A 23,506-nucleotide genomic window follows, 5' to 3' on the forward strand; every position below is an offset into this window, starting at 1 on the left:
TTCGCAGACCCCGCAGCCCTCGCCCCAGTCGACTCGGCCCCAGTCGGCTCCGGCCCGCTCGGCTCAGTCCCGCTCGGGCCCACGGCCCCGCTTGGCTTCGCAGACCCCGCAGCCCTCGCCGCCCCGGTCCGCTCGGCCCCGGTCCGCTCGGCCGCGGTCGGCTCGGTCCCGCTCGGCCCCACGGTCCTGGTCGGCTTCGCAGACCCCGCAGCCCTCGCCCCAGTCGACTCGGCCCCAGTCGGCTCCGGCCCGCTCGGCTCAGTCCCGCTCGGGCCCACGGCCCCGCTTGGCTTCGCAGACCCCGCAGCCCTCGCCCCAGTCGACTCGGCCCCAGTCGGCTCCGGCCCGCTCGGCTCAGTCCCGCTCGGGCCCACGGCCCCGCTTGGCTCCGGCCCGCTCGGCTCCGCCATGCCGTTCGGCCCCGCCGTCCCGTCCGGCCCCGCCGTCCCGCTCGGCCCCGCCGTCCCGCTCGGCTCGTTCGCCGTCTCGTTCGGCTCGTTGGCCTCATGCCGCTCGGTCATCGCGTGTCTTCCCGCTCCGGAGGCGTGACCAGCCCGCTGCGCAGCGCGCCCGCCGACGGTCGGCCCGCGGCCGTGGAGGCGGCGCCGGGTACGGAGTTTCCGTAGCGCTCGCCCAGCGACTCGCGGGCGATCTTCTCCTGGAGCTTGAGGATGCCCTGGAGCAGCGCCTCGGGCCGGGGCGGGCAGCCGGGGACGTAGACGTCGACGGGGATGATCTGGTCGACGCCCTTGGTCACCGCGTACGAGTCCCAGTAGGGGCCGCCGCAGTTCGAGCAGGCACCGAAGGAGATCACGTACTTCGGCTCCGGCATCTGCTCGTACAGCCGCTTCACCGCGGGTGCCATCTTGTCCGTGACCGTGCCGGAGACGACCATCAGGTCGGCCTGGCGCGGGCCCGGCGCGAAGGGGATCACGCCGAGCCGGATGAAGTCGTGGCGGGCCATCGACGCCGCGATGAATTCGATCGCGCAGCAGGCGAGCCCGAAGTTGAAGACCCACAGGCTGTAGCGGCGGCCCCAGTTCAGGACCACCTTCATCGGCTCGGGGGCCAGCCGGGCCAGCGGGCCGAGACGGCGCGGCTCCGGCAGGTCCACCGGGCCGCCGGGCGCGGGGACCGGCGGCCCGGAGACCGGCGGCCCGGAGACCGGCGTCGGTGTTGGCGTCGGCGTTGGCGTTGGCGTCGGGTTCGGTGTCACGTCCACTCCAGGACGCCCTTCTTCCATGCGTACAGCAGACCTACGGCGAGGAACCCGAGGAAGATGAACATCTCCACCAGCGTGGCGGCCCCGAAGCCGGGCGCCGCGAAGACCGTCGCCCACGGGAACAAGAAGATCGAGTCAACGGCGAAAATCACATACAGAAAAGCGTAGACGTAGTAGCGGACCTGGGTGTGGGCCCAGCCCTCGCCCACGGGGTCCACTCCGCACTCGTAGGTCAGCAGCTTCTCCGGCGTGGGCACGACAGGCCGCAGCAGTCGCCCGGCCCCGAAGGCCACGGCGACGAAGATCACGCCGATCGCCGCCAGCAGTCCGACCACCGCATAGCCGTGGAAGTAGTCGGCCGCGAGCTGGACGCTGGTGACGCTGGTGGTGCGTACGGTCGTCGCCTCCGGCACGTCCGCCCCTCGCTCCCTGGTCTCGTGGTCCTTGTCCGCTCCTCGTCGACCTCGCGTGTTCGACGATCCGTACGGACGGGAAGTCTAGGCCCTGCCGCGACCCGGCCGGGCGGCCCGTCCGCCATGCGGTGGGGGTAGCCCCATGGCGGAGTCCCCGCGGGGCCGGGCAGTCTTGCTGTCATGACCTCCAGTTCCCCCGTCGACGGGCCCGTCGACGGCCCCGTCGGCGGCGGCCCCGACGGCGGCCGTGGCCACGCCGACGAGCGGCTGCCGCGCCCGCCCGCGTTCGCCTTTCCCACGCAGACCTGGAAGGAGATCGCGTATCTCCTGGCCAATCTGCTGGTGGGCATCGTGTGCTTCGTCTTCACCCTGGTCTGGCTGGCCGTGGGCCTGGGACTGGCCGTCACGGTGGTGGGCCTCCCCCTGCTGGCCCTGGGGCTGCGGTTCAGCCGGCTCCTCGGCCGGTTCGAGCGGAACCGCGCCCGGGCGCTGCTCTCGGTGCGCATCGACGAGCCCAGCCCCCTGCCGTACCAGCCGGACAGCGGCTTCCTGGGCAGGCTGTGGACGAGTCTGCGGGATCCGGTCGGCTGGCGGGCCACGCTCTACGCCCTGATCCGGCTGCCGTGGTCGGTGGTCACCTTCGCGATCACCCTGACCTCGCTGTTCGCGGCCTGGCCAGTGCTGCCGTGGATCGCCCGGGGGCTGACGCATGTGGACCGGGCGATGGTGCGCGGGCTGCTGTTCCCCTCCGACGAGCTGGAGCGGCGGATCGCCGAGCTGGAGTCGGACCGGGGCACGGTGGTGGACACCGCCGCCGCCGACCTGCGCCGGATCGAACGCGACCTCCACGACGGCGCCCAGGCCCGCCTGGTCGCCCTCGCCATGGGGCTCGGTCTGGCGAAGGAGAAGCTGGAGGAGGACCCGGAAGCGGCCGCCAAGATGGTGGACGAGGCGCACGGCGAGGTGAAGCTCGCCCTCCAGGAGCTCCGCGACCTCGCCCGCGGCATCCATCCGGCCATCCTCACCGACCGCGGCCTCGGCCCCGCCCTCTCCGCGCTCTCGGCCCGCTGCACCGTGCCCGTGAAGGTGGCGGTCGAGCTGCCCGAACGCCCGGCACCGGCCATCGAGGGCATCGCCTACTTCACCGTCTCCGAGCTGCTCCAGAACATCAGCAAGCACAGCGGCGCCCGCACCGCCGAGGTCGAGCTGTGGCGCACCGAGGACCGGCTGCTGATCCAGGTGCGGGACGACGGGCGCGGCGGGGCGTCCACCGACGGGGGCACGGGGCTCGCGGGCCTGGCGGAGCGGCTGGGTTCGGTGGACGGGCTGTTCGTGGTGGATTCGCCGTCCGGTGGGCCGACCGCCGTGACCGCCGAGCTGCCCTGGCACCACCGGACCGGGTCGGCGGCGGGCGCGGCGGTGGCACGGTCCCGGCGAAGAGGCTGAGCACCGTACCGGCGAAGAAGCCGCACCCCGCACGGCCCTGACCTCACCCCGCCCGAGGACCTCACCCCGCCCGAGCACCCCCGCCCGAGGTAGGGCTAACCCCCCGGTGAAGAGGCCGACCCGCCCGATGGCCGGGCCGGTCACGCTCCGGGACTCTTGGGGATACGCAGAAGCGCGACCGATCAGGCCCCCCGGAGGACGGACGAGACGATGGCCACCGCATACCGCCCCTACGAGCCGGGGACCGAGCCCCGTGGCCAGCTGGTGCCCGCAGCGCTGAAGGCGCCGTTCCAGGGCCGCGTATGGCGTGAGTTCCTCTACGTCCTGATCAGCCTGCCGATGGCCATCCTCACCTTCGTCTACACGGTCACGATGATCGCGCTCGGCGCCGGGCTGCTGATCACCTTCCTCGGCGTCCCGGTGCTCGGCGCCGCCCTCGCGGGCTGCCGGGCGCTCGGCGTCGTCGAGCGGGCCCGCGCCCGGGCGCTGCTGGGGCTCGAGGTGGCCGAGCCCGAGCCGGTGCTCGGCCGGAGGGGCGGCCGCGGGGGCAGGCGCGGACCGGTCGCCTGGGTGGGCGCGCTGCTCAGGAGCGGCACCTCCTGGCGTCATGTGATCTACGCGCTGATCCATCTGCCGTGGGCGGTGTTCTCCTTCGGCTTCGCGGTGGCGTTCACCTTCTACGGCTGGGGCTTCGCGACCTATCCGCTGTGGCGCTGGGTCTTCCCCCGGTATCTGGACGAGCCGGGTCTACAGGTCTTCGGGGACGACCACGGGCGCAACTTCTATCTGGACACCCCGTTCGAGATCACCGTGACCTGCCTCGCCGGGGTGCTGGTCCTGCTGCTGACCCCGTGGATCCTGCGGGCGCTGACCTCGGTCGACCGGATCATGGTGACCGGGCTGCTCGGCCCGTCCCGGCTGGCCAGCCGGGTCTGGGAGCTGGAGTCGGACCGGGGCACGGTGGTGGACACCGCCGCCGCCGACCTGCGCCGGATCGAACGCGACCTCCACGACGGCGCCCAGGCCCGCCTGGTCGCCCTCGCCATGGATCTGGGCCTGGCGAAGGAGAAGCTGGAGGAGGACCCGGAAGCCGCCGCGAAAATGGTGGACGAGGCGCACGGCGAGGTGAAGCTCGCCCTCCAGGAGCTCCGCGACCTCGCCCGCGGCATCCACCCCGCCATCCTCACCGACCGCGGCCTCGGCCCCGCCCTCTCCGCCCTCGCCGCCCGCTGCACCGTCCCGGTGAGGGCGACCGTGGACCTTCCGCGGCGGCCCGCGCCCGCGATCGAGGGCATCGTCTACTTCACCGTCTCCGAGCTGCTCCAGAACATCAGCAAGCACAGCGGCGCCCGCACCGCCGAGGTCGACGTCTGGCGCGCCGAGGACCGGCTGCTGCTCCAGATCACCGACGACGGACGGGGCGGGGCCGACACCTCCGCCGGTTCGGGTCTCGCCGGTCTTGCCGAGCGGATCGACGCGGTGGACGGCGTCCTCGTCGTCCACTCCCCGGCGGGCGGCCCGACCACGGTGACCGCCGAGCTCCCCTGGCGCTGACGGCGCACGAGCCTGGCGCTGACGGCGCACACCCCTCCACGTGTACGCGGCCCGTACGCGGCCGGTTCTGTGCGACGCGAGCGGCCGAACCCTGGGATGCTGGTCCCGACGAACCGAGTGAAACGGGGGCCGAGCATCGTGGCGGACAGAGTACGGGTGGTCATCGCCGAGGATTCGGTGCTGCTGCGGGAGGGGCTGACCCGGCTGCTGACCGACCGGGGCCATGACGTGGTCGCGGGCGTCGGGGACGCGGAAGCGCTGATCAAGTCGGTGCGGGAGCTGGCCGACGAGGGCGCGCTACCGGATGTGGTGGTGGCCGACGTCCGGATGCCGCCCACGCACACCGACGAGGGGGTCCGGGCGGCCGTCCGGCTGCGCCGCGACCACCCCGGGCTGTCGGTGCTGGTCCTGTCGCAGTACGTGGAGGAGCAGTACGCCACCGAGCTGCTGGCCGGGAACAGCCGGGGGGTGGGCTATCTGCTCAAGGACCGGGTGGCCGAGGTGCGCGAGTTCGTGGACGCGGTGGTGCGGGTCGCCCAGGGCGGCACGGCGCTCGACCCGGAGGTGGTCGCCCAGCTGCTGGGCCGCAGCCGCAAGCAGGATGTGCTGGCCGGACTCACCCCGAGGGAGCGGGAAGTCCTGGGGCTGATGGCCGAGGGCCGTACCAATTCGGCCATCGCCCGGCAGCTCGTGGTGAGCGACGGCGCGGTCGAGAAGCATGTGAGCAATATCTTCCTGAAGCTCGGCCTGTCGCCGAGTGACGGGGATCACCGTCGGGTGCTCGCCGTCCTCACTTATCTCAATTCCTGAGACTCTCAATTCCTGAAAGCAGACTCCCGCACACCAAAGCGGGGCCAAAGGCTGAACGGGGGATCAGCGGAAATGACAGCACGGGGGGAGGGACACGTCATGCCAAACCAGGACATATATGGTTCTTCTTTCGGCGTCCACCATGTGATCCGGCCAAGGAAGGCCACCCTTACCGACGTACGATGGTCATGGGACAACAACCGGTCGGCACCGACTGTCCAGGAGCGCCGCCTCAAGGGAGGTCCGAAGCAGTGACCAGCCAGGTCAGCAGCCCGGCCGAGCAGGCCGAACCAGCCGATCAGCAGGGCGGGCAGACGCCCGCCGGGGGACAGCGATCAGCAGACGGCGGCAAGGAGGTCCGCCGTCTGGACCGGGTGATCATCCGGTTCGCGGGGGACTCCGGTGACGGTATGCAGCTCACGGGTGACCGCTTCACCTCGGAGACGGCGTCGTTCGGAAACGACCTGTCGACCCTGCCGAACTTCCCGGCGGAGATCCGCGCCCCCGCCGGCACCCTGCCCGGAGTGTCGAGCTTCCAGCTCCACTTCGCCGATCACGACATCCTCACACCGGGTGACGCGCCGAACGTGCTGGTGGCGATGAACCCGGCCGCGCTGAAGGCCAACCTCCCCGATGTGCCGCGCGGGGCGGAAATCATCGTCAACACCGACGAGTTCACCAAGCGCCCCATGGCCAAGGTCGGCTATGACCAAAGCCCCCTGGAGGACGGCTCGCTGGACGGCTACCGCGTCCACCCGGTGCCGCTCACCACGCTGACCATCGAGGCGCTGAAGGAATTCGGGCTGTCCCGCAAGGAGGCCGAGCGCAGCAAGAACATGTTCGCGCTCGGGCTGTTGTCGTGGATGTACCACCGGCCGACCGAGAACACCGAGAAGTTCCTGCGCCAGAAGTTCGCCAAGAAGCCGCAGATCGCCGAGGCGAACGTGGCCGCCTTCCGGGCGGGCTGGAACTTCGGCGAGACCACCGAGGACTTCGCCGTCTCCTACGAGGTCGCCCCGGCCACCACCGCGTTCCCCACCGGCACCTACCGGAACATCTCCGGAAACCTGGCGCTGTCCTACGGGCTGATCGCGGCCTCCCGCCAGGCCGATCTGCCGCTGTTCCTGGGGTCGTACCCGATCACCCCGGCCTCGGACATCCTGCACGAGCTGTCCAAGCACAAGAACTTCGGTGTGCGCAGCTTCCAGGCCGAGGACGAGATCGCCGGGATCGGCGCCGCGCTGGGCGCGGCCTTCGGCGGCTCCCTCGCCGTGACCACCACCTCCGGCCCCGGTGTCGCGCTGAAGTCGGAGACCATCGGGCTCGCGGTCTCGCTCGAGCTGCCGCTGCTGGTGATCGACATCCAGCGCGGCGGCCCCTCCACCGGACTGCCCACCAAGACCGAGCAGGCGGATCTGCTCCAGGCCATGTACGGGCGCAACGGCGAGGCCCCGGTGCCGATCGTGGCCCCGAAGACCCCGGCCGACTGCTTCGACGCCGCGCTCGACGCCGCCCGGATCGCCCTGACCTACCGCACCCCGGTGTTCCTGCTGTCGGACGGCTACCTGGCCAACGGCTCGGAGCCCTGGCGGGTGCCGGACGTCGACGAGCTGCCCGATCTGCGCGTCCAGTTCGCAGCTGGCCCCAACCACGTCACTGCCGACGGCACCGAGGTCTTCTGGCCGTACAAGCGCGATCCGGAGACCCTGGCCCGCCCCTGGGCCGTGCCCGGAACGCCCGGTCTGGAGCACCGGATCGGCGGCATCGAGAAGCAGGACGGCACGGGGAACATCTCCTACGACCCGGCCAACCACGACCACATGGTCCGCATCCGCCAGGCCAAGGTGGACGGCATCGCGGTGCCGGACATCGAGGTGGACGACCCGACCGGCGACGCCCGCACCCTGGTCCTGGGGTGGGGGTCCACCTACGGCCCGATCACCGCCGCGGTGCGGCGCGTCCGCACCGCGGGCGACCGGATCGCCCAGGCCCATCTGCGCCATCTCAACCCCTTCCCGGCCAACCTCGGCAAGGTGCTGGAGGGTTACGAGAAGGTCGTGGTGCCGGAGATGAACCTGGGTCAGCTGGCGACGCTGCTGCGCGCCCGCTATCTGGTCGACACCCGCTCCTTCACCCAGGTCCGCGGGCTGCCCTTCAAGGCCGAACAGCTCGCCACCGCCCTCAAGGAGGCCATCGATGACTGACACCATCGCCGAGGGCGCGGCATCGGCTCGGCACGCGCTCTCCCTGGTGCCCAAGAGCGACACCAAGCAGACCATGAAGGACTTCAAGTCCGACCAGGAGGTCCGCTGGTGCCCCGGCTGCGGTGACTACGCGATCCTCGCCGCCGTCCAGGGCTTCATGCCCGAACTGGGCCTGGCGAAGGAGAACATCGTCTTCGTCTCCGGCATCGGGTGCTCCTCGCGCTTCCCGTACTACATGAACACCTACGGGATGCACTCCATCCACGGCCGCGCCCCGGCCATCGCCACCGGTCTCGCCGCCTCCCGCCGCGATCTGTCGGTGTGGGTCGTCACCGGTGACGGCGACGCGCTGTCGATCGGTGGCAACCACCTGATCCACGCGCTGCGCCGCAATGTGAACCTGAAGATCCTGCTCTTCAACAACCGCATCTACGGCCTGACCAAGGGGCAGTACAGCCCCACCTCCGAGGTCGGCAAGATCACCAAGTCGACCCCGATGGGCTCCCTGGACGCGCCGTTCAACCCGCTGTCGCTCGCGCTCGGCGCCGAGGCGGGCTTCGTGGCCCGCACCGTGGACTCCGACCGCAAGCATCTGACCGAGGTGCTGCGGCAGGCGGCGGCCCACCCGGGCACCGCGCTGGTGGAGATCTACCAGAACTGCAACATCTTCAACGACGGCGCCTTCGAGGCCCTGAAGGACAAGGACCAGGCCCAGGAGGCCGTGATCCGGCTGGAGCACGGGCAGCCGATCCGCTTCGGCACCGACCAGTCCAAGGGCGTCATCCGCGACCAGCGCACCGGCGACCTCGAAGTGGTCACCGTCACCGCCGAGAACGAGCACCACGTGCTGGTGCACGACGCCCACGCGGCCTCGCCCACCACGGCGTTCGCGCTGACCAGGCTCGCCGACGCCGACACCCTCCACCACACCCCCATCGGGGTGCTGCGCGATGTGGAGCGCCCGGTCTACGACACCCAGATGTCCGACCAGCTCGACAACGCCGTGGAGCTCAAGGGCAAGGGCGACCTCGGCACGCTGCTCGCGGGCGGCGACACCTGGACCGTCGTGGGCTGACCCCCTCAGCGCGCTCAGCGGGCGCGTTCGTACATACGGGCACTGGCGGATGCCCGGCCGGAGCGTCTGACCGCGCTCCGGCCGGGCACCCGCTCTGCTGTCCGCATGGCCGACACCGCCGCCCCGCCCCAGCCGCCCGACCGCCCCGGCTACCGCCTCAAGCGGCTGCTGCTCGGCCCACCCCTGGTCACCGAGCGGATCCGGCGCGAGAAGCTGAGCAATCCGGCCGCGCTGGGCGTGCTGGCCTCCGACTGCATCTCCTCGACGGCGTACGGCAGCGAGGAGATGCTGCGGGTGCTGGTGCCGGTCATCGGGGTCGCGGCGTTCACCATGATCCTCCCGGTGACCGGGGCGATCCTGCTGGTGCTGCTGCTGGTCACGCTCTGCTACAGCGATGTGGTGATGATCTACACCCGGGCGGGCGGCTCATATGTGGTGGCGCGGGAGAACTTCGGTCCGGACATCGCCCAGATCGCGTCCGTGGCGCTGCTGGTGGACTACATCGTCACCGTCGCGGTCCAGGTCTCGGCGGGCACCAACGCGATCATCTCGTTCGCCCATCTCGTCGGCGGCACCTGGACCGGTATCGACCATCTCCAACTGCCGCTCAGCGCCCTGGTGATCCTGATCCTGGCCTACGGGAACCTGCGCGGACTGCGGGAGGCCGGGCGGGTCTTCATGGTGCCCGCCTACCTGTTCATCCTCGCCGTCGGCCTGATGCTGGTGGTCGGCGTGGTCCGCGGGCTCACCGGGACGCTGCCGCACGCCGATGTGCACGCGGCGGGCGCCGTGCCCCTCGGCACCGCGGGCAGCGGCTGGCTCTACGGCGCCTCGCTCTTCATCGTGCTGCGCTCGTTCGCCAACGGCGGCTCCTCACTGACCGGTCTGGAGGCGATCTCCAACAGCGTCTCGGTCTTCCGCGATCCCAAGGGCCACAACGCCCGCCGCACGCTGGTCACGATGAGCTGCGTCCTGGGCACGCTGGTCCTCGGGGTGTCCGCCCTGGCCCACTTCACCCACGCCATCCCGTACCGGGACGGCACCCCGACCGTTCTCGCGCAGGAGGCCCATCTGGTCTTCGGCGGCGGGGTGCTGGGCGCCCTGGGGCTGGCGTTCGTCCAGCTGGCGACCGCGCTCATCCTCTACACGGGCGCCAACACGCCCTTCACCGGCTTTCCGTTCCTGGCCAGCTTCGTGGCCGAGGACCGCTTTCTGCCCCGGCAGCTGACCCGGCGCGGCCACCGGCTGGCCTTCTCCAACGGGATCGTGTCGCTGGCCGTGGTGGCGCTGGCGCTGCTGGTGGTCACCGAGGCCAATGTGGACCGGCTGGTGGCGCTGTACGCGATCGGGGTGTTCACCGCCTTCACCATGGCCGGGTCCGGGATGACGGCCTATCACCTGCGGCGCCGGGAGCCGGGGCGGACGTGGAAGGTCGCGGTGAACCTCATCACCGCGGTGGTCTCCGCGGCCGTGGTGCTGATCTTCGGGATCACCAAGTTCACCGAGGGCGCCTGGCTGGTCGTGGTGGTCTTCCCGCTCGGGGTCTGGGCACTGATCCGGATCAACCGCGAGTACCGCGCGGAGGCGGCCGCCCTGGAGGCGGTGCCACGCCCCGGGGACGACGTCCCGCGCTGGCGGCGCCATGTGGTCTTCGTCCTGGCGGACAGCATCGACCTCGCGACGGTCAAGGCGCTGCGGTACGCGCACGAGCTGCGTCCCGACGAGGTCCGCGCGGTGCACTTCATGGTGGACGAGGCCCATGCCCGGCGGCTGATGGCGCGGTGGGAGGCCACGGCCGGGGTGACGGCGGCGCTGGAGGTCGTGGAGTGCCCGGACCGGCGGCTGCGCCACGCGGTGATGGAGCTGGCGGCCCGTACCACCGAGGACGGGCAGACCGCGCTGACCCTGCTGGTGCCGCGCCGCACCTACACCTCCCCACTGGGCAAGCTGCTGCACAGGGGCACGGCGGAGTCGCTGGCCAAGGCGCTGGAGCGGCTGCCGGGCGTCGCGGTGACGATCCTGCCGTTCGCCGTCAGCCTCGCGGCACGGGAGCGGGGGCCGCGGGAGGAGGAGTCCGGGGAGCGCGAGCCCCGGGAACGACCCGGCCCCGAATGAACACACTTACTTAACCGGAAGTACCTTTCTCTTGGTTAGCGCTTCCCTTATGGTGGGTGTGCCGATCCCGAACCAGGAGAGTCACACATATGAGCATCGTCGTCACCGGAGCCACCGGCCACCTCGGCCGCCTCGTCGTCGAGGGGCTGCTGGAGAAGGTTCCCGCCGACCAGATCACCGCGGTCGTGCGCGACACCGCGAAGGCCGCCGACCTCGCCGACCGCGGGGTGCGGCTGCATGTGGCCGACTACAACCGGCCCGAGACGCTCCCCGGCGCCTTCGCCGCCGGCGACAAGGTGCTGCTGATCTCCGGCAGCGAGATCGGGCAGCGGGTGCCGCAGCACCAGGCCGTGATCGACGCCGCCAAGGAGGCCGGTGTCGCGCTGCTCGCCTACACCAGCATCCTGGGCGGCCCCGCCGCCGACTTCTCGCTGGCCGATGAGCACAAGGTCACCGAGCAGGCGATCACGGACTCCGGTCTGCCGTACGTACTGCTGCGCAACGGCTGGTACAACGAGAACTACACCGAGAACCTCTCCACCGTCCTGGAGCACGGCGCCGTCGTGGGCGCGGCGGGCGAGGGCCGGGTGTCCTCCGCCGCACGCGCCGACTACGCGGCGGCCGCCGTCGCCGTCCTGACCGGTGAGGGCCACGAGGGCAAGGCGTACGAGCTGTCCGGCGACACCGCCTGGGGCTTCGCCGAGTACGCCGAGGTGGTCGCCCGGCAGTCCGGCAAGGAGATCGTCTACGGCGCCGTCTCCCCCGCCGAGTACCAGTCCATCCTCACCGGCGCGGGCGTCCCCGAGCCGTTCGCCGTGATCCTCTCCGATGTCGAGGCGGCCATCGAGCGCGGCCGGCTGGACGCCACCCCGGGCGATCTGTCCCGGCTCATCGGCCGTCCGACCACGCCCATCGCGGACTCGGTGGCGGCCACGCTGAAGGGCTGACCCGCCCCGTACGCGCCACGGCCCGCCTGTCATCACCGTATTCCGATACGGGAATGACAGGCGGGCCTCACCAGCGCTACCTTCGGACCCTCGGAACGGGCCCGCCGGGGGCTCGTCATGCCGTCGGGGAGGGTGCCGTGACGCCGCAGGACCAGCAGGACCGCGTCGATCGCGCGGGTCTTCTCTACGGCTTCGCGGCGTACGGCATCTGGGGGCTGGTGCCGCTCTTCTGGCCGCTGCTCGAGCCCGCCGCGGCGATGGAGATCCTGGCCCACCGGATGGTGTGGTCGCTGGCGGCCGTCGGTCTGGTGCTGCTGGTGCTGCGCCGCTGGGGCTGGATACGGCCGCTGCTGCGGCAGCCCCGGCGGCTGGGCATGATCGCGCTCGCCGCGACCGTGATCTCGGTCAACTGGGGCCTGTACATCTGGGGCGTCAACAGCGGGCATGTGGTGGAGACCGCGCTCGGATACTTCATCAACCCGCTGGTCAGCATCGCCTTCGGGGTGCTGCTGCTGCGTGAGCGGCTGCGGCCCGCGCAGTGGGCGGCGGTCGGCGTCGGGGTGGTGGCCGTGGCCGTGCTGACGGTGGGCTACGGCAAGCCGCCGTGGATCGCGCTCACCCTCGCCTTCAGCTTCGCGACGTACGGCCTGGCCAAGAAGCGGGTCGGGCTCGACGGGCTGGAGTCGCTGGCCGCCGAGACCGCCGTGCAGTTCCTGCCCGCGCTCGGCTTCCTGATCTGGCTCGGCGCGCACGGCGGCAGCACGTTCGCGAGCGAGGGCGCCGGGCACGCGGTGCTGCTGGCGAGCTGCGGCTTCGTCACCGCGCTGCCGCTGATCTGCTTCGGGGCCTCGGCGGTGCGGCTGCCGCTGTCGACGATCGGGATGCTCCAGTACGTCGCGCCGACCTTCCAGTTCGTCCTCGGGCTCGTCGTCTTCCACGAGTCGATGCCACCCGAACGGTGGGCGGGCTTCGCCCTTGTCTGGCTCGCGCTCGCGCTGCTGACCTGGGACGCGCTGCGCACCGCCCGGCGGGCGCGGCGGGCGCTGGCCGACGCCGCCGCGCGGGCGGGGGCGCTGTCGGCGACAGTGGATGCCGATGTGGTTCCGGGGGCTGATGTCGTACCGGAGGCCGTTGTACCGGAGACCGTCGTGCCCGAGGCTGTCGTCCCCGAGGTCGTCGTGCCGGAGGTCGTCATGCCGGAGGTCGCCGCATCGGACGTCGTCTCGGATGCCGCCGTGCCCGATGCTCGGCCGGGACCGATATCCGGCGGGTGATGTCCGGTTTCCGCCCTTGACGCGGAGTCAGCCACGCCCGGAGCATCAGCACGTTCACCGCTCCACCGCCCCACGGGCACGTGCACCACACAGCGTCACGTCATTCCGTCCTGTCCTCGTTCGGAACCGGAGCCCCCCATGTCCTCATGCGCGCCAGCCCGCCCCCGAAGATCCCTGATACGGCGTACGGCCGCCATGGCCGCCGCCGGTACGGCGGTCGCCGCCCTGGTCTCGGCCGCCCCCGCCACCTCCGCCGCCGCATCGGCACGGCACACGGCGGACAACGCCCGTACCGCCCTCGCGGCACCGGACGTCTCCGTGGCCAATGTGAAGGCCCATCTGACCCAGTTGCAGTCCATCGCCACCGCCAACGGCGGCAACCGCGCCCACGGCCGCCCCGGCTACAAGGCGTCGCTCGACTACATCAAGGGCAAGCTGGACGCCGCCGGATACACCACCACCGTGCAGCAGTTCACCTCCGGCGGTGCCACCGGCTACAACCTCATCGCCGACTGGCCCGGCGGCGACACCAACAACGTGGTGTTCTCCGGCGCCCACCTCGACTCCGTCACCGCCGGCCCCGGGATCAACGACAACGGCTCGGGCTCCGCCGGAATCCTGGAGACCGCGCTCACCGTGGCCCGCCAGGGCGCGAAGCCCACCAAGCATCTGCGGTTCGCCTGGTGGGGCGCCGAGGAGCGCGGAATGGTCGGCTCCACCTACTACATCAACAACCTGCCGTCATCCGAACGGGCGAAGATCGACGGCTATCTCAACTTCGACATGATCGGCTCGCCCAACCCCGGCTACTTCGTCTATGACGACGACCCCGGGATCGAGTCGGTCTTCAAGGCGTTCTTCTCCGCCAAGGGCGTGCCCACCGAGATCGAGACCGAGGGCGACGGCCGCTCCGACCACGCGCCGTTCAAGAACAAGGGCATCCCGGTGGGCGGCCTCTTCAGCGGCGCCGACTACGTCAAGACCGCCGCCCAGGCCCAGAAGTGGGGCGGCACCTCCGGTCAGGCGTTCGACCGCTGCTACCACCGCTCCTGCGACACCTCGAGCAACATCGACGACACCGCCCTGGACCGCAACAGCGACGCCATCGCCTACGCGGTCTGGACGCTCGGCGGCGCCTGATCCCGGATGATGTGCTGCCGTGTTCGGCTCCACCGGCTCCACCGGCCCCGGCCGCCCGGACCGCTCCGGCCACTCAGGCCGTTATGTCCTTCGCGGTGAACCGGGCCCAGGCCGCCGAGCCGAACACGGCCACGTACAGCCCCTGTAGCCCCAGGTTCTTGACCAGCTCGTCCCAGTAGACCGGCTCGCGGAGGAGATCGGCGAAGCTGAGCCAGTAGTGCGGGAAGAGATACGGGTGGATCGCGTGCAGCTGCGGGATGGTGTCCAGGATCTGCGTGGTGACCACCAGCCCCACCGTCGTGGCCATGGCCGCGATCCCGCTGTTGGTGAGGGTGGAGATGAACAGCCCCACCGTGGCGATCCCCACCAGCGACAGGGCCACCAGGGCGGCCACGCCGAGCGCTCTGAGCAGCGCCTCCTCGAACGAGACGGTGATGCCCGAGATCAGCGTGACATCGCCGAGCGGGAACAGCAGCGCCCCCGTCACCAGGCTCGAGAGGGCCACCACCAGGGTCGCGATCAGGCAGAAGGCCATGGTGGTGGTGAACTTGGCCAGCAGCAGTCGGGTCCGCCCGGCGGGGGCGACCAGCAGATAGCGGAGCGTTCCGGAGCCCGCCTCACCGGCGATGGCGTCACCGGCGATCACGCCGATCACCATCGGCAGGAAGACCGGCAGCGTCGCCGCCAGTGACGCGAAGACCAGGAAGATCCCGTTGTTGGTGATCTGCGGGAAGAAGGCGGGGCCCTCCCCCTCTCCCCCGCGGCCGCCGCCGAAGCTGCCGCCGTCGCTGGTCTCGATCTTCACCGCGATGCCGATGAGGATCGGGATCAGCGCGAGCACTCCGAGCAGGACCAGGGTCCGCCAGCGGCGGAGGGTGATGGTCAGCTCGGAGCGGAAGAGCGCCAGGGCCCACAGGGGATTCGGGCGGGGTGGGTTCGCGGCCCGCCCGGCCGGTGCGCCGGTGTGGGCCGTCTTGGGTACGCCGGTGTCGGCCACCCTCTGTTCCTCAGCCCGCGACATCGAAGCCCTCCCCGGTCAGCGCGACGAAGGCGTCCTCGAGCGAGGCACGTTCGGCCCCGAAGGCCCGGACCCGCACCCCGGCGCGTACGAGGGCGGCGTTGAGATCGGCCAGCTCCAGCGGCGCGTCGTCCAGGCCGGGGCCGGGCACCGGCAGCTCACCGGAGACGCGCTCGTCCAGGACCACCAGATCCGTCACCCCGTGCTCCTTGAGCACCCGGACCGCGTCCACCGGGTCCGGGGTGGTGACGGCCAGCCGGCCGCGGCTGCCCGCCGCCAGCTCGGCCACCGTGCCCTGGGCGATCAGACGGCCCTGGGCCATCACGGCGGCGTGCGTGCACACCTGTTCGATCTCATCGAGGAGATGGGAGGAGAGGAAGACGGTGGTGCCCTCCTCGGCCAGCTCGCGCACCAGGGCACGGATCTCGCGCATGCCCTGCGGATCGAGGCCGTTGGTCGGCTCGTCCAGCACCAGCAGCTCACGCGGCTGGAGCAGCGCGGCGGCCAGGCCCAGGCGCTGCTTCATGCCGAGCGAGTACGCGCGGGCCTTCTTCCCCGCGGCGGCGGCCAGCCCGACCCGGTCCAGGGCGGCCGCCACGCGGGGGGCGCGGGTGCGGGGGTCGGCGGTGGGGTCGGCCGCGTCGTAGCGCAGCAGATTGTCGCGGCCGGTCAGAAAGGGGTACAGGGCGGGGCCCTCGATGAGGGCGCCCACCCTGGGCAGCACGCTCCGGGCGGCGCGCGGCATCGGCTCGCCGAGCAGCCTGGCTCTGCCCGAGGTGGGCTCGATCAGGCCCATGAGCATGCGGATGGTCGTCGTCTTCCCCGAGCCATTGGGCCCGAGGAAGCCGAAGACGCTGCCGCGCGGCACGGACAGGTCGAGTGCGTCGACCGCGAGCTGCCCGCCCCGGTAGCGCTTGGTGAGCCCGCGGGTCTCCACCGCGGCGTCGTCCCCCTCGGTGGACCGCTGCTCCACGGGCTCCCCTTCGTTCCGCGTCGTATCCGCGCCCTACGTGTGCTGCGTCGTATCCGCGGCTACGTCGTCCGTCACCGCGCCTTACGAGCCCAGGGGGCTCACTTGGCCGCGTTGGCGGCCTTGACCAGGGCGTCCTTGTCGACCGCGCCGACGAACACCTTGCCGTCGTCGGTGAGCAGCGCGTTCACCAGCCGGGTGCTGATCACGGTGCCGGAGCCGAACTTCCCCTTGACCTCCTTGCCGAAGCCGCCGAGGAGGCCGGAGGCCGCGCCCGGGCCGCCGTCGCCGCCGGGCGTCGTGGACGCCGCGCCGCCGCCGGGGGTGTCGAGCCTGGCGACCGAGTCCCAGCCCTCGCCGACGACCTTCAGCCCGGACAGGGCGCTCTGGGCGTCCTTGAAGTCCTTGCCGCCGAAGTCCTTCGAGGCGGACCTGTGGTCGGCCTTGGGCTCCTCGGTGACCTTGGCGCCCTTGGGCGGGTGGAAGTCGAAGGTGCTCGCCTTGGGCTTGCCGAAGTCCACGTCGGTGAAGCCCACGTCGACGATCGCCTTGCCACCGCTCTTCGGGGAGAGCGTGAACTTCAGCGGGACACCGTTGTCCGCGTCCACCGCGATACGGACGGACCCGATCGTGGAGTCGCTGTTCTGCTTGGGCTTGATCAGCAGGTCGTACGCGTCCCGCCCGGCGACCCGGGAGGTGCCGTCGACGGTCACATCGGTGGTGTCGTCCACGGAGGAGAGCAGCGTCTTGGCCATCTCCTGGGGCGTGGCGTCCCGCAGGTCCTTCGGCACCTCCTGCCGGTGGTCGCCCTTGGCCTTCGCGTCCTTCGGGGCGGTGGCGTGGAAGGCGGAGTTGCTCCCGCTGTCGTACGCCCAGATCTCGTCGCCGTTGTGGATCATGCTGTACTCGGCGGCGTTCTCGACGATCGACACCCGCTGCCTGTCGGGGCCGTCGGAGGCCACCCGCAGGGTGTGGGAGCCGGAGACCAGCTCCATCAGCTTGGACTCGGGAGCGGCGGACGCGTCGCCGCCCCGCGCCCCGCCGAGGTCGGCGATGGAGCCGCCGCCGGGGAGCGAGGGGATGCCCAGATCGGTGGTGATCTTCACCGAGCCGGACATCTGCTGGGCGTCCGATGCCGCCATCTTGCTGATGAGCTCTTGCGCCGAGATCTTCGGCAGATTGGGGTCGCCGGTGCTGGCGAGCGCCGGGACCAGTCCTATGGTCGCCGCCGCGATGCCCGCGACGGCGACCGGGGCGGCGTACCGGGCGGCCTTCTTCCCCCGTGATGGCCGCTCTTCATCCCAGAAGCCGTCGTCGGCGACCTGTGTCGGTCGGATCCGTGCCATATGTGCTCTACCTCCGTCGTCGGCGGCGGTTCGTCAGCTTGCACTCGTCCACCTCTCGGGCCATTGTCACCCGATCCCGCCATGTGGTGGTCTTTTCATCCCACCAAATCGTTCGACGTGGCGCGTCAGCCCGCAGGATCACCTCGGCGTAATGCTCGGGTATGACGCCGCTCCACCGGGAGTCAGGGGCCGGTCGGGGTGGATGGGGCGCCCGGCGGGGTCATCCGGCGCGGTGGACCACCGCGTCGCACAGCCCCTCCAGGGCCGCCTTCGCCGGGCCCTCGGGCAGCGGCGCCAGCATCGAACGGGCCTCCGCCGCATAGCGGACCGTGACCCGGCGGGCCCGCTCCAGCGCCGGATGGGCGCGCAGCCGCCGCAGCACCTCGGCATGGCGCGCGTCATCGGTGAGATCGCCCGCGAGCAGCTCGCACAGCTCGCGGTCCTCGGTCGAACCGGTCGCCTCGGCCTGCTCCCGCACATAGAGCACGGGCAGGGTGGCCACGCCCTCGCGCAGATCGGTGCCGGGGGTCTTACCGGACTCATGGCTGTCGCTGGCGATGTCCAGCACGTCGTCGGCGAGCTGGAAGGCCATGCCGAGCCGCTCGCCGTACTGGGTGAGGATGCTGACGATGCTCTCGTCGGCACCCGCCATCATCGCGCCGAACCGGCCCGAGACGGCGATCAGCGAGCCCGTCTTGCCGGCCAGTACGTCCAGGTAGTGCTCGACCGGGTCGCGGCCGTCGCGGGGACCCGCCGTCTCCAGGATCTGGCCGGTGACCAGCCGCTCGAACGCCTCCGCCTGGATCCGCACCGCCTCGGGGCCCAGGTCGGCCAGGATGTGCGAGGCCCGGGCGAAGAGGAAGTCGCCGGTGAGGACGGCCACCGAGTTGCCCCAGCGGGCGTTGGCGCTGGAGACGCCGCGCCGCACCTCCGCCTCGTCCATCACATCGTCGTGGTAGAGCGTCGCCAGATGGGTGAGCTCGACGACCACGGCCGAGGGCACCACTCCGGGCGCGTGGGGGTCACCGAACTGGGCGGCCAGCAGCACCAGCAGGGGCCGGAACCGCTTCCCCCCGGCCCGTACCAGATGCTGGGCGGCCTCCGTGATGAAGGGCACATCGCTTTTGGTGGCCTCCAGCAGGCCCTCTTCGACCGCCGTCAGCCCGGCTTGGGTGTCGGCTTCCAGAGTCCGGTCCCGCACGCTCAGCCCCAAGGGCCCGACGAAGCTCACGGGGTACTCCTGTCTGCCTACGAATGACGCGAATGTCGATGTGTCGCTGCCTCCACCAACAGGCAGCGTATCCGGTCGGGTATCGATCACTGTGGGCGCCTTCCCGCCTTGTGCGCCTCTCACCGTTCTCTCCCGAACCCGACCGCTTCACATCGCAGTACCGCGATCGCAGCAGATCATTCATGCTCCGGCCGCCCGACCGGACCCCGATCAGACCCCGATCGGCCGGCCGATGGCCGCGGGCGAGGCCCGCTCATCCGTGCATGGCGGCCACCGCCTTCGCCAGCCGTGGCGACGCGTACTCCGTACCGCAGACGAACCGCGTCACCGGGCCGAAACTCGCCGCCGCGGGCAGCCCGGTGAAGTACGGCCCCGGGACCGAGGAGCCGTAACCGGCGTCGAGCCAGGGGCCCCCGGCCCCGGTGACCGCCCCAGAGCGGAGGCCGGGCCCGGGGAAGTCCAGGGCCGCGACGCTCATCCGATAGCCGGTCGCGGCCATCACACGGTCGGCGGCCGGCTCACCGACCCGGCCGCCGCCGCGCGGGGTGAGCACCGGCCGGCCGTCGCTCCCCACCGTGACCCGGCTGATCCGCCGCCCCTGGGCGACCCGGACCCGCCCGGCGAACCGGTCCCGCAGCCACCAGGCGCCCTTGGGCCCCAGCACCCCGCGCACCAGATACTCCCGAGCCGGTGCGGGCGGCCGCGGAAGCCCACGGCGTGGTACGACAGCGCGTACAGCGACCAGGCGCGGCCGAACGGCGACTCGGGCCGCAGCCTGGGCTGTCCGTCCGGCGGGGTGCCGAAGGCGACCGCGCGGTCCGCGGGCCACCACCCGCACCGCGGCGGCGCCCGCCCCGGCCAGCAGCACCGCGCTCTCCAACGCCGACTGCCCGGCCCGACCACCACCACCTCACGGCCCAGCAGCGGCCGAGGTCGCGGTGTCGCGAACCGTGGGGGACGGGGCCGCCCGGAGCGGGTCCGCCCGGAGCGGGTCCGTCCGGAGCGGGTCCGTCCGGAGCGGGTCCATCCGGTACGGCGGCGGCCAGCTCCCGGAGCGGGTCCGTCCGGAGCGGGTCCGTCCGGTACGGCGGCGGCCAGCTACCGGAGCGGGTCCATCCGGTACGGCGGCGGCCAGCTCCCGGAGCGGGTCCGTCCGGAGCGGGTCCGTCCGGTACGGCGGCGGCCAGCTCCCGGGGGCGCTCCAGCTCCGGCACCAGCCGCTCCCGGCGCCACAGGACCGGCGCCGATGACCGCTACCGGGTCGTTCATGAACCCCCCCGAGGTGGCGCGTTCACTGGGCGCGCCACAGCCGGTACAGCTGTGCCGCGCCGGGCCGCAGCGAGCGGGCCAGCATGGTGAAGAACGGCCGCATGTCGTCCCGCGCGGCCCAGGCCAGCTCGGTCCCGCTCGCCCGCGCGGGGGCGTGCGGGGTGGTGTAACCACTGCGGCGGTAGGCGACCAGCGCGGGCAGGTCGATGTTCTCGACCAGGAACCGCCGGGCCGGCCGCTGCCCGGCCCCGGGAACCGCGCGTCCGGTCAGATCGAGATGCTGGGCCCGTACGACATCGATCCGCGCCGCGTTCTCGAAGAGCCGGAACTGGGCGCCCATCCGCGGATTGAAGCCCAGCAGCTTGTACCGTCCGTCACGCCGGTCGAAGCGCCAGTCCAGATCGGCGATCCCGCTGAAGCCGATCCGCTGGACGAACCGGGCCGTCATCCGCGCCAGTTCCCCGTTCTCCACCGCATAGGCGCACGCCGTCACCCCCGCGTGCGGTGGCCAGGACCGCACCTTGACCCCGGTGAACATCGCCAGCGGTGTGCTCCGGGCGTCGAAGTACGCGTGCACGATCCAGTCCTCGGCCTCCTCTCCCGGCAGATACTCCTGTAGGACCACCCCCGGCCGCGGCCCCCACCGCCGCGCCAGCTCCATCAGCTCCCGCGGCCCCTCGATCCGGGTGGTGCCGCACACCGCGGGCTTCTTCCGCCGCTCGAACGCCTCCCGGTTCTTGGCGACCACCGGAAACCGGGCACTGGCCGCGAACGCCTTGACATCGGCATAGGTGTCCGGGAAGACGCCCTCGGGCGTGGGCACCCCGTGCTTGACGCACAGCTCGTGCAGCCCTCGCTTGCTCGCCAGCCGTCTGGGCAACTCGGGCTCGGCGCGCGGGAAGAGAAAGCGGCCCTCCCCGGCGAGCCGGTCCGCGTGCTCGGCGATCAGCACGGCCGCCTCCTCGTCGGTGGGCAGCAGCACCGTCGGCCGGCCGATCGCCCGCCCCATCCGCAGCAGCCCCTCCACCAGCCGCTCCGGCCGCTCCTCGCCGGTGGTCGGCCAGACGAAGGCCCTCCGCAGATAGCGCGAGAGCGCCGCCGGGGTCCAACGGTCCTCGGTGACCGCGTACATGGGGACACCGAGACGCCCCAGGGACCGGATGGCGCCGACGCCGCCGTGATGCAGCGGATAGTGGCCGATCTTCACGATCAGAGCGGGCACGGAACGGTCCACCGCGAACGGCACGGCACTGCTCGCCACGAGTCCCCCTTGGTCACCGCAGTGCAGTGGCCCCCCACTGTGCGTGACCCTGATGAAGGACGCTACTTCGGAATCGCCGCCTCCAGCAAGGATTTTCCGGGCATTGCCATCTCTTTAGGGAGTAGCGGGCACTGTGTCATCTTCCTTGCCCCTGGCCTCCCGCGTCGTCCGGGCCCGGCCTCCGGCGCCGCCCTGGCCACCGGCAATGCCCTGGGCCTTGCCCGCGCCCTCCGCGCCTTAGGGTGTGCTGCGTCCCACAGTGACGAGGAGAAGGCGAGGCAGCCCCGATGCCGCAGCGATCCCCGCTGGACCTGCCCGAAGGCGACCCCTTCGGCCCGCACAACCTCCCCTATGGCGTCTTCACCGCGCCGCACGCTCCTCATCTGCGGAAAATCGGGGTGCGCTACGGAAACCACGTGCTGGACGTGGGCGCCGCCGCGGCCGCCACCGCCTCCCCGCACGCCGAGCCGCTGGGCGCCGACACCCTCAACCCGCTGATGGCCGCGGGCCGTCCGGTCTGGCAGGCCGTGCGCGCCGAGGTGCTCGACTGGCTCACCGACCCGGCACACCGCTCGACCATCGAGCCCCTGCTGCACCCCCTCCCCACCGTGGCGCTCCACCTCCCCTTCGAGGTGGCCGACTACGCCGACTTCTATGCGAGCGAGCACCACGCCACCAACACGGGCAGGATCTTCCGCCCCGACGGCGAGGCGCTCACCCCCAACTGGAAGCACATGCCGATCGGCTACCACGGCCGGGCCGGCACCATCCTCGTCTCGGGCACGCCCATCGTCCGCCCGCAGGGCCAGCATCTGCCCCCGGCCGATACCTCCGCACCACACGCTTCCTCCCCCACTCCGGTCTTCGGCCCCTCGCTCCGCCTCGACTTCGAAGCGGAGGTGGCCTTCGTCGTCGGCGCCCCTTCCACTGTGAATACACCGGTGCCGCTCTCCGGGTTCCACGACCACGTCTTCGGCGTATGTCTGCTCAACGACTGGTCCGCGCGCGACATCCAGGCGTGGGAGTACCGCCCGCTCGGCCCCTTCCTCGGCAAGTCCTTCGCCACCTCCCTAGCCGCCTGGGTCACCCCGCTGGACGCGCTCACCGCGGCCCGTACCAGCCCTCCCGCCCGCGATGTCCCGCCCCTCCCCTACCTGGACGACGGCGCCACCGAGCCCGGCGGGCTCGATCTGCGCCTGGAGGTCGCCCTCAACGGCCACACGATCTCCCGCCCGCCCTTCTCCGCCATGTACTGGACCCCGGCCCAGCAGCTCGCCCACCTGACGGTGAACGGCGCCTCGCTGCGCACCGGCGACCTCTTCGCCTCCGGCACGGTCAGCGGCCCGCGACCGGACGAGCTCGGCTGTCTCCTCGAACTCACCTGGGGCGGCCGCCAGCCCCTGCGGCTCCCCGACGGCACCCGCACCTTCCTGGAGGACGGCGACGAGGTGACCGTCACGGCCTGGGCGCCGGGCCCGCAGGGGACCCGTATCGGCCTGGGCGAGGTGACCGGCCAGGTCGTCCCCGCCACGCCCTGACGCGGCTGCTAATTTGTCGTGCTCCTGCCCTGACGATCCCGGACGACCGAGGAGAAGCACGTGAAGAAGGCAGTGAGCATCGCCGGCACGGTGGCGGCGGCCGCCCTGCTGCTGACCGCATGCGGCAGTGACGGTGGCGACGACAAGAAGGACACCTCCAAGGACCCCTCCTCCGCGTCGAGCGCCCCGGCGGAGGGGGGCGCGGACACGAAGGTCTCCGGCACCTATGTGGCGAAGGCCGGTGACGGGGCCGCCATCCTGTCCATCAGCGGCAAGAAGGCCGTCCTGATGGCCGACAAGCACATCTGCAACGGCGAGTACGCCGACATGGGCGGGAAGATGCTCATGCTCAAGTGCGCCGATGGGAACACCGACCGCAGCGCGGGCAAGGTCACCGCGAGCGCGGACGGCAAGACCCTCACGGTCGACTGGGACGCGCTCGCCAAGAATGACACCTTCATCAAGGCGACGCCCGGCGACCTCCCCTCGGGCATGCCGACGTCGCTGCCCTCCGGCCTCCCGAGCGGTGTGCCGACCGATGTGCCGACCGACCTCCCGACCGGCTGAACCACGGCGCCGGACCCCCTCCGGCACCCCGGGCCCCTGGCGCGCAGGCGCGCCGGGGGCCCGCCGCGCACAGTGGCAGATCTTGCCGCCGCGGACGCGAAACCGC

Annotated in this window: 18 protein-coding genes and 1 pseudogene; 11 read left to right on the forward strand and 8 right to left on the reverse strand. The window is 71.7% G+C overall.

Annotation, left to right across the window (positions count from 1 at the left end; translation table 11 throughout):
- Positions 1–517: 517 nt before the first annotated feature.
- Both ABD329_RS24080 and ABD329_RS24085 read right to left on the reverse strand, forming a co-directional pair.
- A complete protein-coding gene (locus ABD329_RS24080; protein ID WP_198280661.1) occupies positions 518–1,222 on the reverse strand; it encodes an NADH-quinone oxidoreductase subunit B in 705 nt (234 codons plus the stop codon).
- Positions 1,213–1,635 carry an NADH-quinone oxidoreductase subunit A gene (locus ABD329_RS24085; protein ID WP_037963650.1) on the reverse strand — a complete coding sequence of 141 codons (423 nt, stop codon included), beginning with the start codon at positions 1,633–1,635 and terminating at the stop codon, positions 1,213–1,215. Before ABD329_RS24085 ends, ABD329_RS24080 begins: the two co-directional genes overlap by 10 nt.
- Positions 1,636–1,815: 180 nt before the next feature.
- Here ABD329_RS24085 and ABD329_RS24090 point away from each other — a divergent pair, with 180 nt between their 5' ends.
- The 9 genes from ABD329_RS24090 (at position 1,816) to ABD329_RS24130 (ending at position 14,200) form a co-directional block, all read left to right on the forward strand.
- Positions 1,816–3,081: a sensor histidine kinase gene (locus ABD329_RS24090; protein WP_344316881.1), complete on the forward strand. Its 1,266-nt coding sequence runs from the start codon at positions 1,816–1,818 to the stop codon at positions 3,079–3,081.
- A gap of 210 nt (positions 3,082–3,291) precedes the next feature.
- The gene (locus tag ABD329_RS24095) at positions 3,292–4,635 is read left to right on the forward strand and encodes a sensor histidine kinase (protein ID WP_344316883.1); all 1,344 of its coding nucleotides are present in this window, start codon (positions 3,292–3,294) and stop codon (positions 4,633–4,635) included.
- Positions 4,636–4,731: 96 nt separating this feature from the next.
- The gene (locus ABD329_RS24100) at positions 4,732–5,445 is read left to right on the forward strand and encodes a response regulator transcription factor (RefSeq protein WP_198280659.1); all 714 of its coding nucleotides are present in this window, start codon (positions 4,732–4,734) and stop codon (positions 5,443–5,445) included.
- A gap of 251 nt (positions 5,446–5,696) precedes the next feature.
- A complete protein-coding gene (locus tag ABD329_RS24105) occupies positions 5,697–7,649 on the forward strand; it encodes a 2-oxoacid:acceptor oxidoreductase subunit alpha (RefSeq protein ID WP_198280658.1) in 1,953 nt (650 codons plus the stop codon).
- On the forward strand, positions 7,642–8,724 hold the full coding sequence (locus ABD329_RS24110) for a 2-oxoacid:ferredoxin oxidoreductase subunit beta (protein ID WP_198280657.1): 1,083 nt from the start codon (positions 7,642–7,644) through the stop codon (positions 8,722–8,724). Before ABD329_RS24105 ends, ABD329_RS24110 begins: the two co-directional genes overlap by 8 nt.
- Positions 8,725–8,829: 105 nt before the next feature.
- Positions 8,830–10,839 (forward strand): APC family permease, encoded by a 2,010-nt coding sequence (locus ABD329_RS24115; protein ID WP_344316885.1) that lies wholly within the window; start codon positions 8,830–8,832, stop codon positions 10,837–10,839.
- Between the two features lie 89 nt (positions 10,840–10,928).
- Positions 10,929–11,786 (forward strand): SDR family oxidoreductase, encoded by an 858-nt coding sequence (locus ABD329_RS24120; protein ID WP_198280701.1) that lies wholly within the window; start codon positions 10,929–10,931, stop codon positions 11,784–11,786.
- Positions 11,787–11,839: 53 nt separating this feature from the next.
- Positions 11,840–13,060, forward strand: a complete 1,221-nt coding sequence (gene rarD / locus ABD329_RS24125; protein ID WP_198280702.1) for an EamA family transporter RarD — start codon at positions 11,840–11,842, stop codon at positions 13,058–13,060.
- Between the two features lie 195 nt (positions 13,061–13,255).
- A complete protein-coding gene (locus tag ABD329_RS24130) occupies positions 13,256–14,200 on the forward strand; it encodes a M28 family metallopeptidase (protein ID WP_246618981.1) in 945 nt (314 codons plus the stop codon).
- 73 nt (positions 14,201–14,273) lie between these two features.
- Here the strand turns inward: ABD329_RS24130 and ABD329_RS24135 are convergent, their stop codons facing one another.
- The 6 genes and pseudogenes from ABD329_RS24135 to ABD329_RS24160 all read right to left on the reverse strand — a co-directional run bounded on the left by ABD329_RS24135 (position 14,274) and on the right by ABD329_RS24160 (position 21,295).
- Positions 14,274–15,221, reverse strand: coding sequence for an ABC transporter permease (locus ABD329_RS24135; protein WP_246618982.1), 948 nt, complete (start codon positions 15,219–15,221; stop codon positions 14,274–14,276).
- Positions 15,208–16,191, reverse strand: coding sequence for an ABC transporter ATP-binding protein (locus ABD329_RS24140; RefSeq protein WP_344316887.1), 984 nt, complete (start codon positions 16,189–16,191; stop codon positions 15,208–15,210). Before ABD329_RS24140 ends, ABD329_RS24135 begins: the two co-directional genes overlap by 14 nt.
- A gap of 98 nt (positions 16,192–16,289) precedes the next feature.
- The gene (locus ABD329_RS24145; RefSeq protein ID WP_198280801.1) at positions 16,290–17,534 is read right to left on the reverse strand and encodes a LolA family protein; all 1,245 of its coding nucleotides are present in this window, start codon (positions 17,532–17,534) and stop codon (positions 16,290–16,292) included.
- 220 nt (positions 17,535–17,754) lie between these two features.
- The gene (locus tag ABD329_RS24150; RefSeq protein ID WP_198280800.1) at positions 17,755–18,765 is read right to left on the reverse strand and encodes a polyprenyl synthetase family protein; all 1,011 of its coding nucleotides are present in this window, start codon (positions 18,763–18,765) and stop codon (positions 17,755–17,757) included.
- Positions 18,766–19,018: 253 nt separating this feature from the next.
- Positions 19,019–19,814 (reverse strand): annotated as a pseudogene (locus tag ABD329_RS24155) (NAD(P)/FAD-dependent oxidoreductase); the annotation flags it as partial.
- Between the two features lie 242 nt (positions 19,815–20,056).
- Positions 20,057–21,295 carry a carboxylate--amine ligase gene (locus tag ABD329_RS24160; protein ID WP_309142897.1) on the reverse strand — a complete coding sequence of 413 codons (1,239 nt, stop codon included), beginning with the start codon at positions 21,293–21,295 and terminating at the stop codon, positions 20,057–20,059.
- Between the two features lie 287 nt (positions 21,296–21,582).
- Here ABD329_RS24160 and fahA point away from each other — a divergent pair, with 287 nt between their 5' ends.
- Positions 21,583–22,833: a fumarylacetoacetase gene (fahA, locus tag ABD329_RS24165; RefSeq protein ID WP_344316889.1), complete on the forward strand. Its 1,251-nt coding sequence runs from the start codon at positions 21,583–21,585 to the stop codon at positions 22,831–22,833.
- A 60-nt stretch (positions 22,834–22,893) separates the two neighbouring features.
- Entirely contained in the window at positions 22,894–23,400 is a 507-nt protein-coding gene (locus ABD329_RS24170; RefSeq protein ID WP_198282290.1) for a hypothetical protein, read from the forward strand.
- Positions 23,401–23,506: the final 106 nt, after the last annotated feature.

Origin of the sequence: Streptomyces javensis, assembly GCF_039525925.1 — a bacterium.
Taxonomy (GTDB): Bacteria; Actinomycetota; Actinomycetes; order Streptomycetales; family Streptomycetaceae; genus Streptomyces; species Streptomyces asiaticus.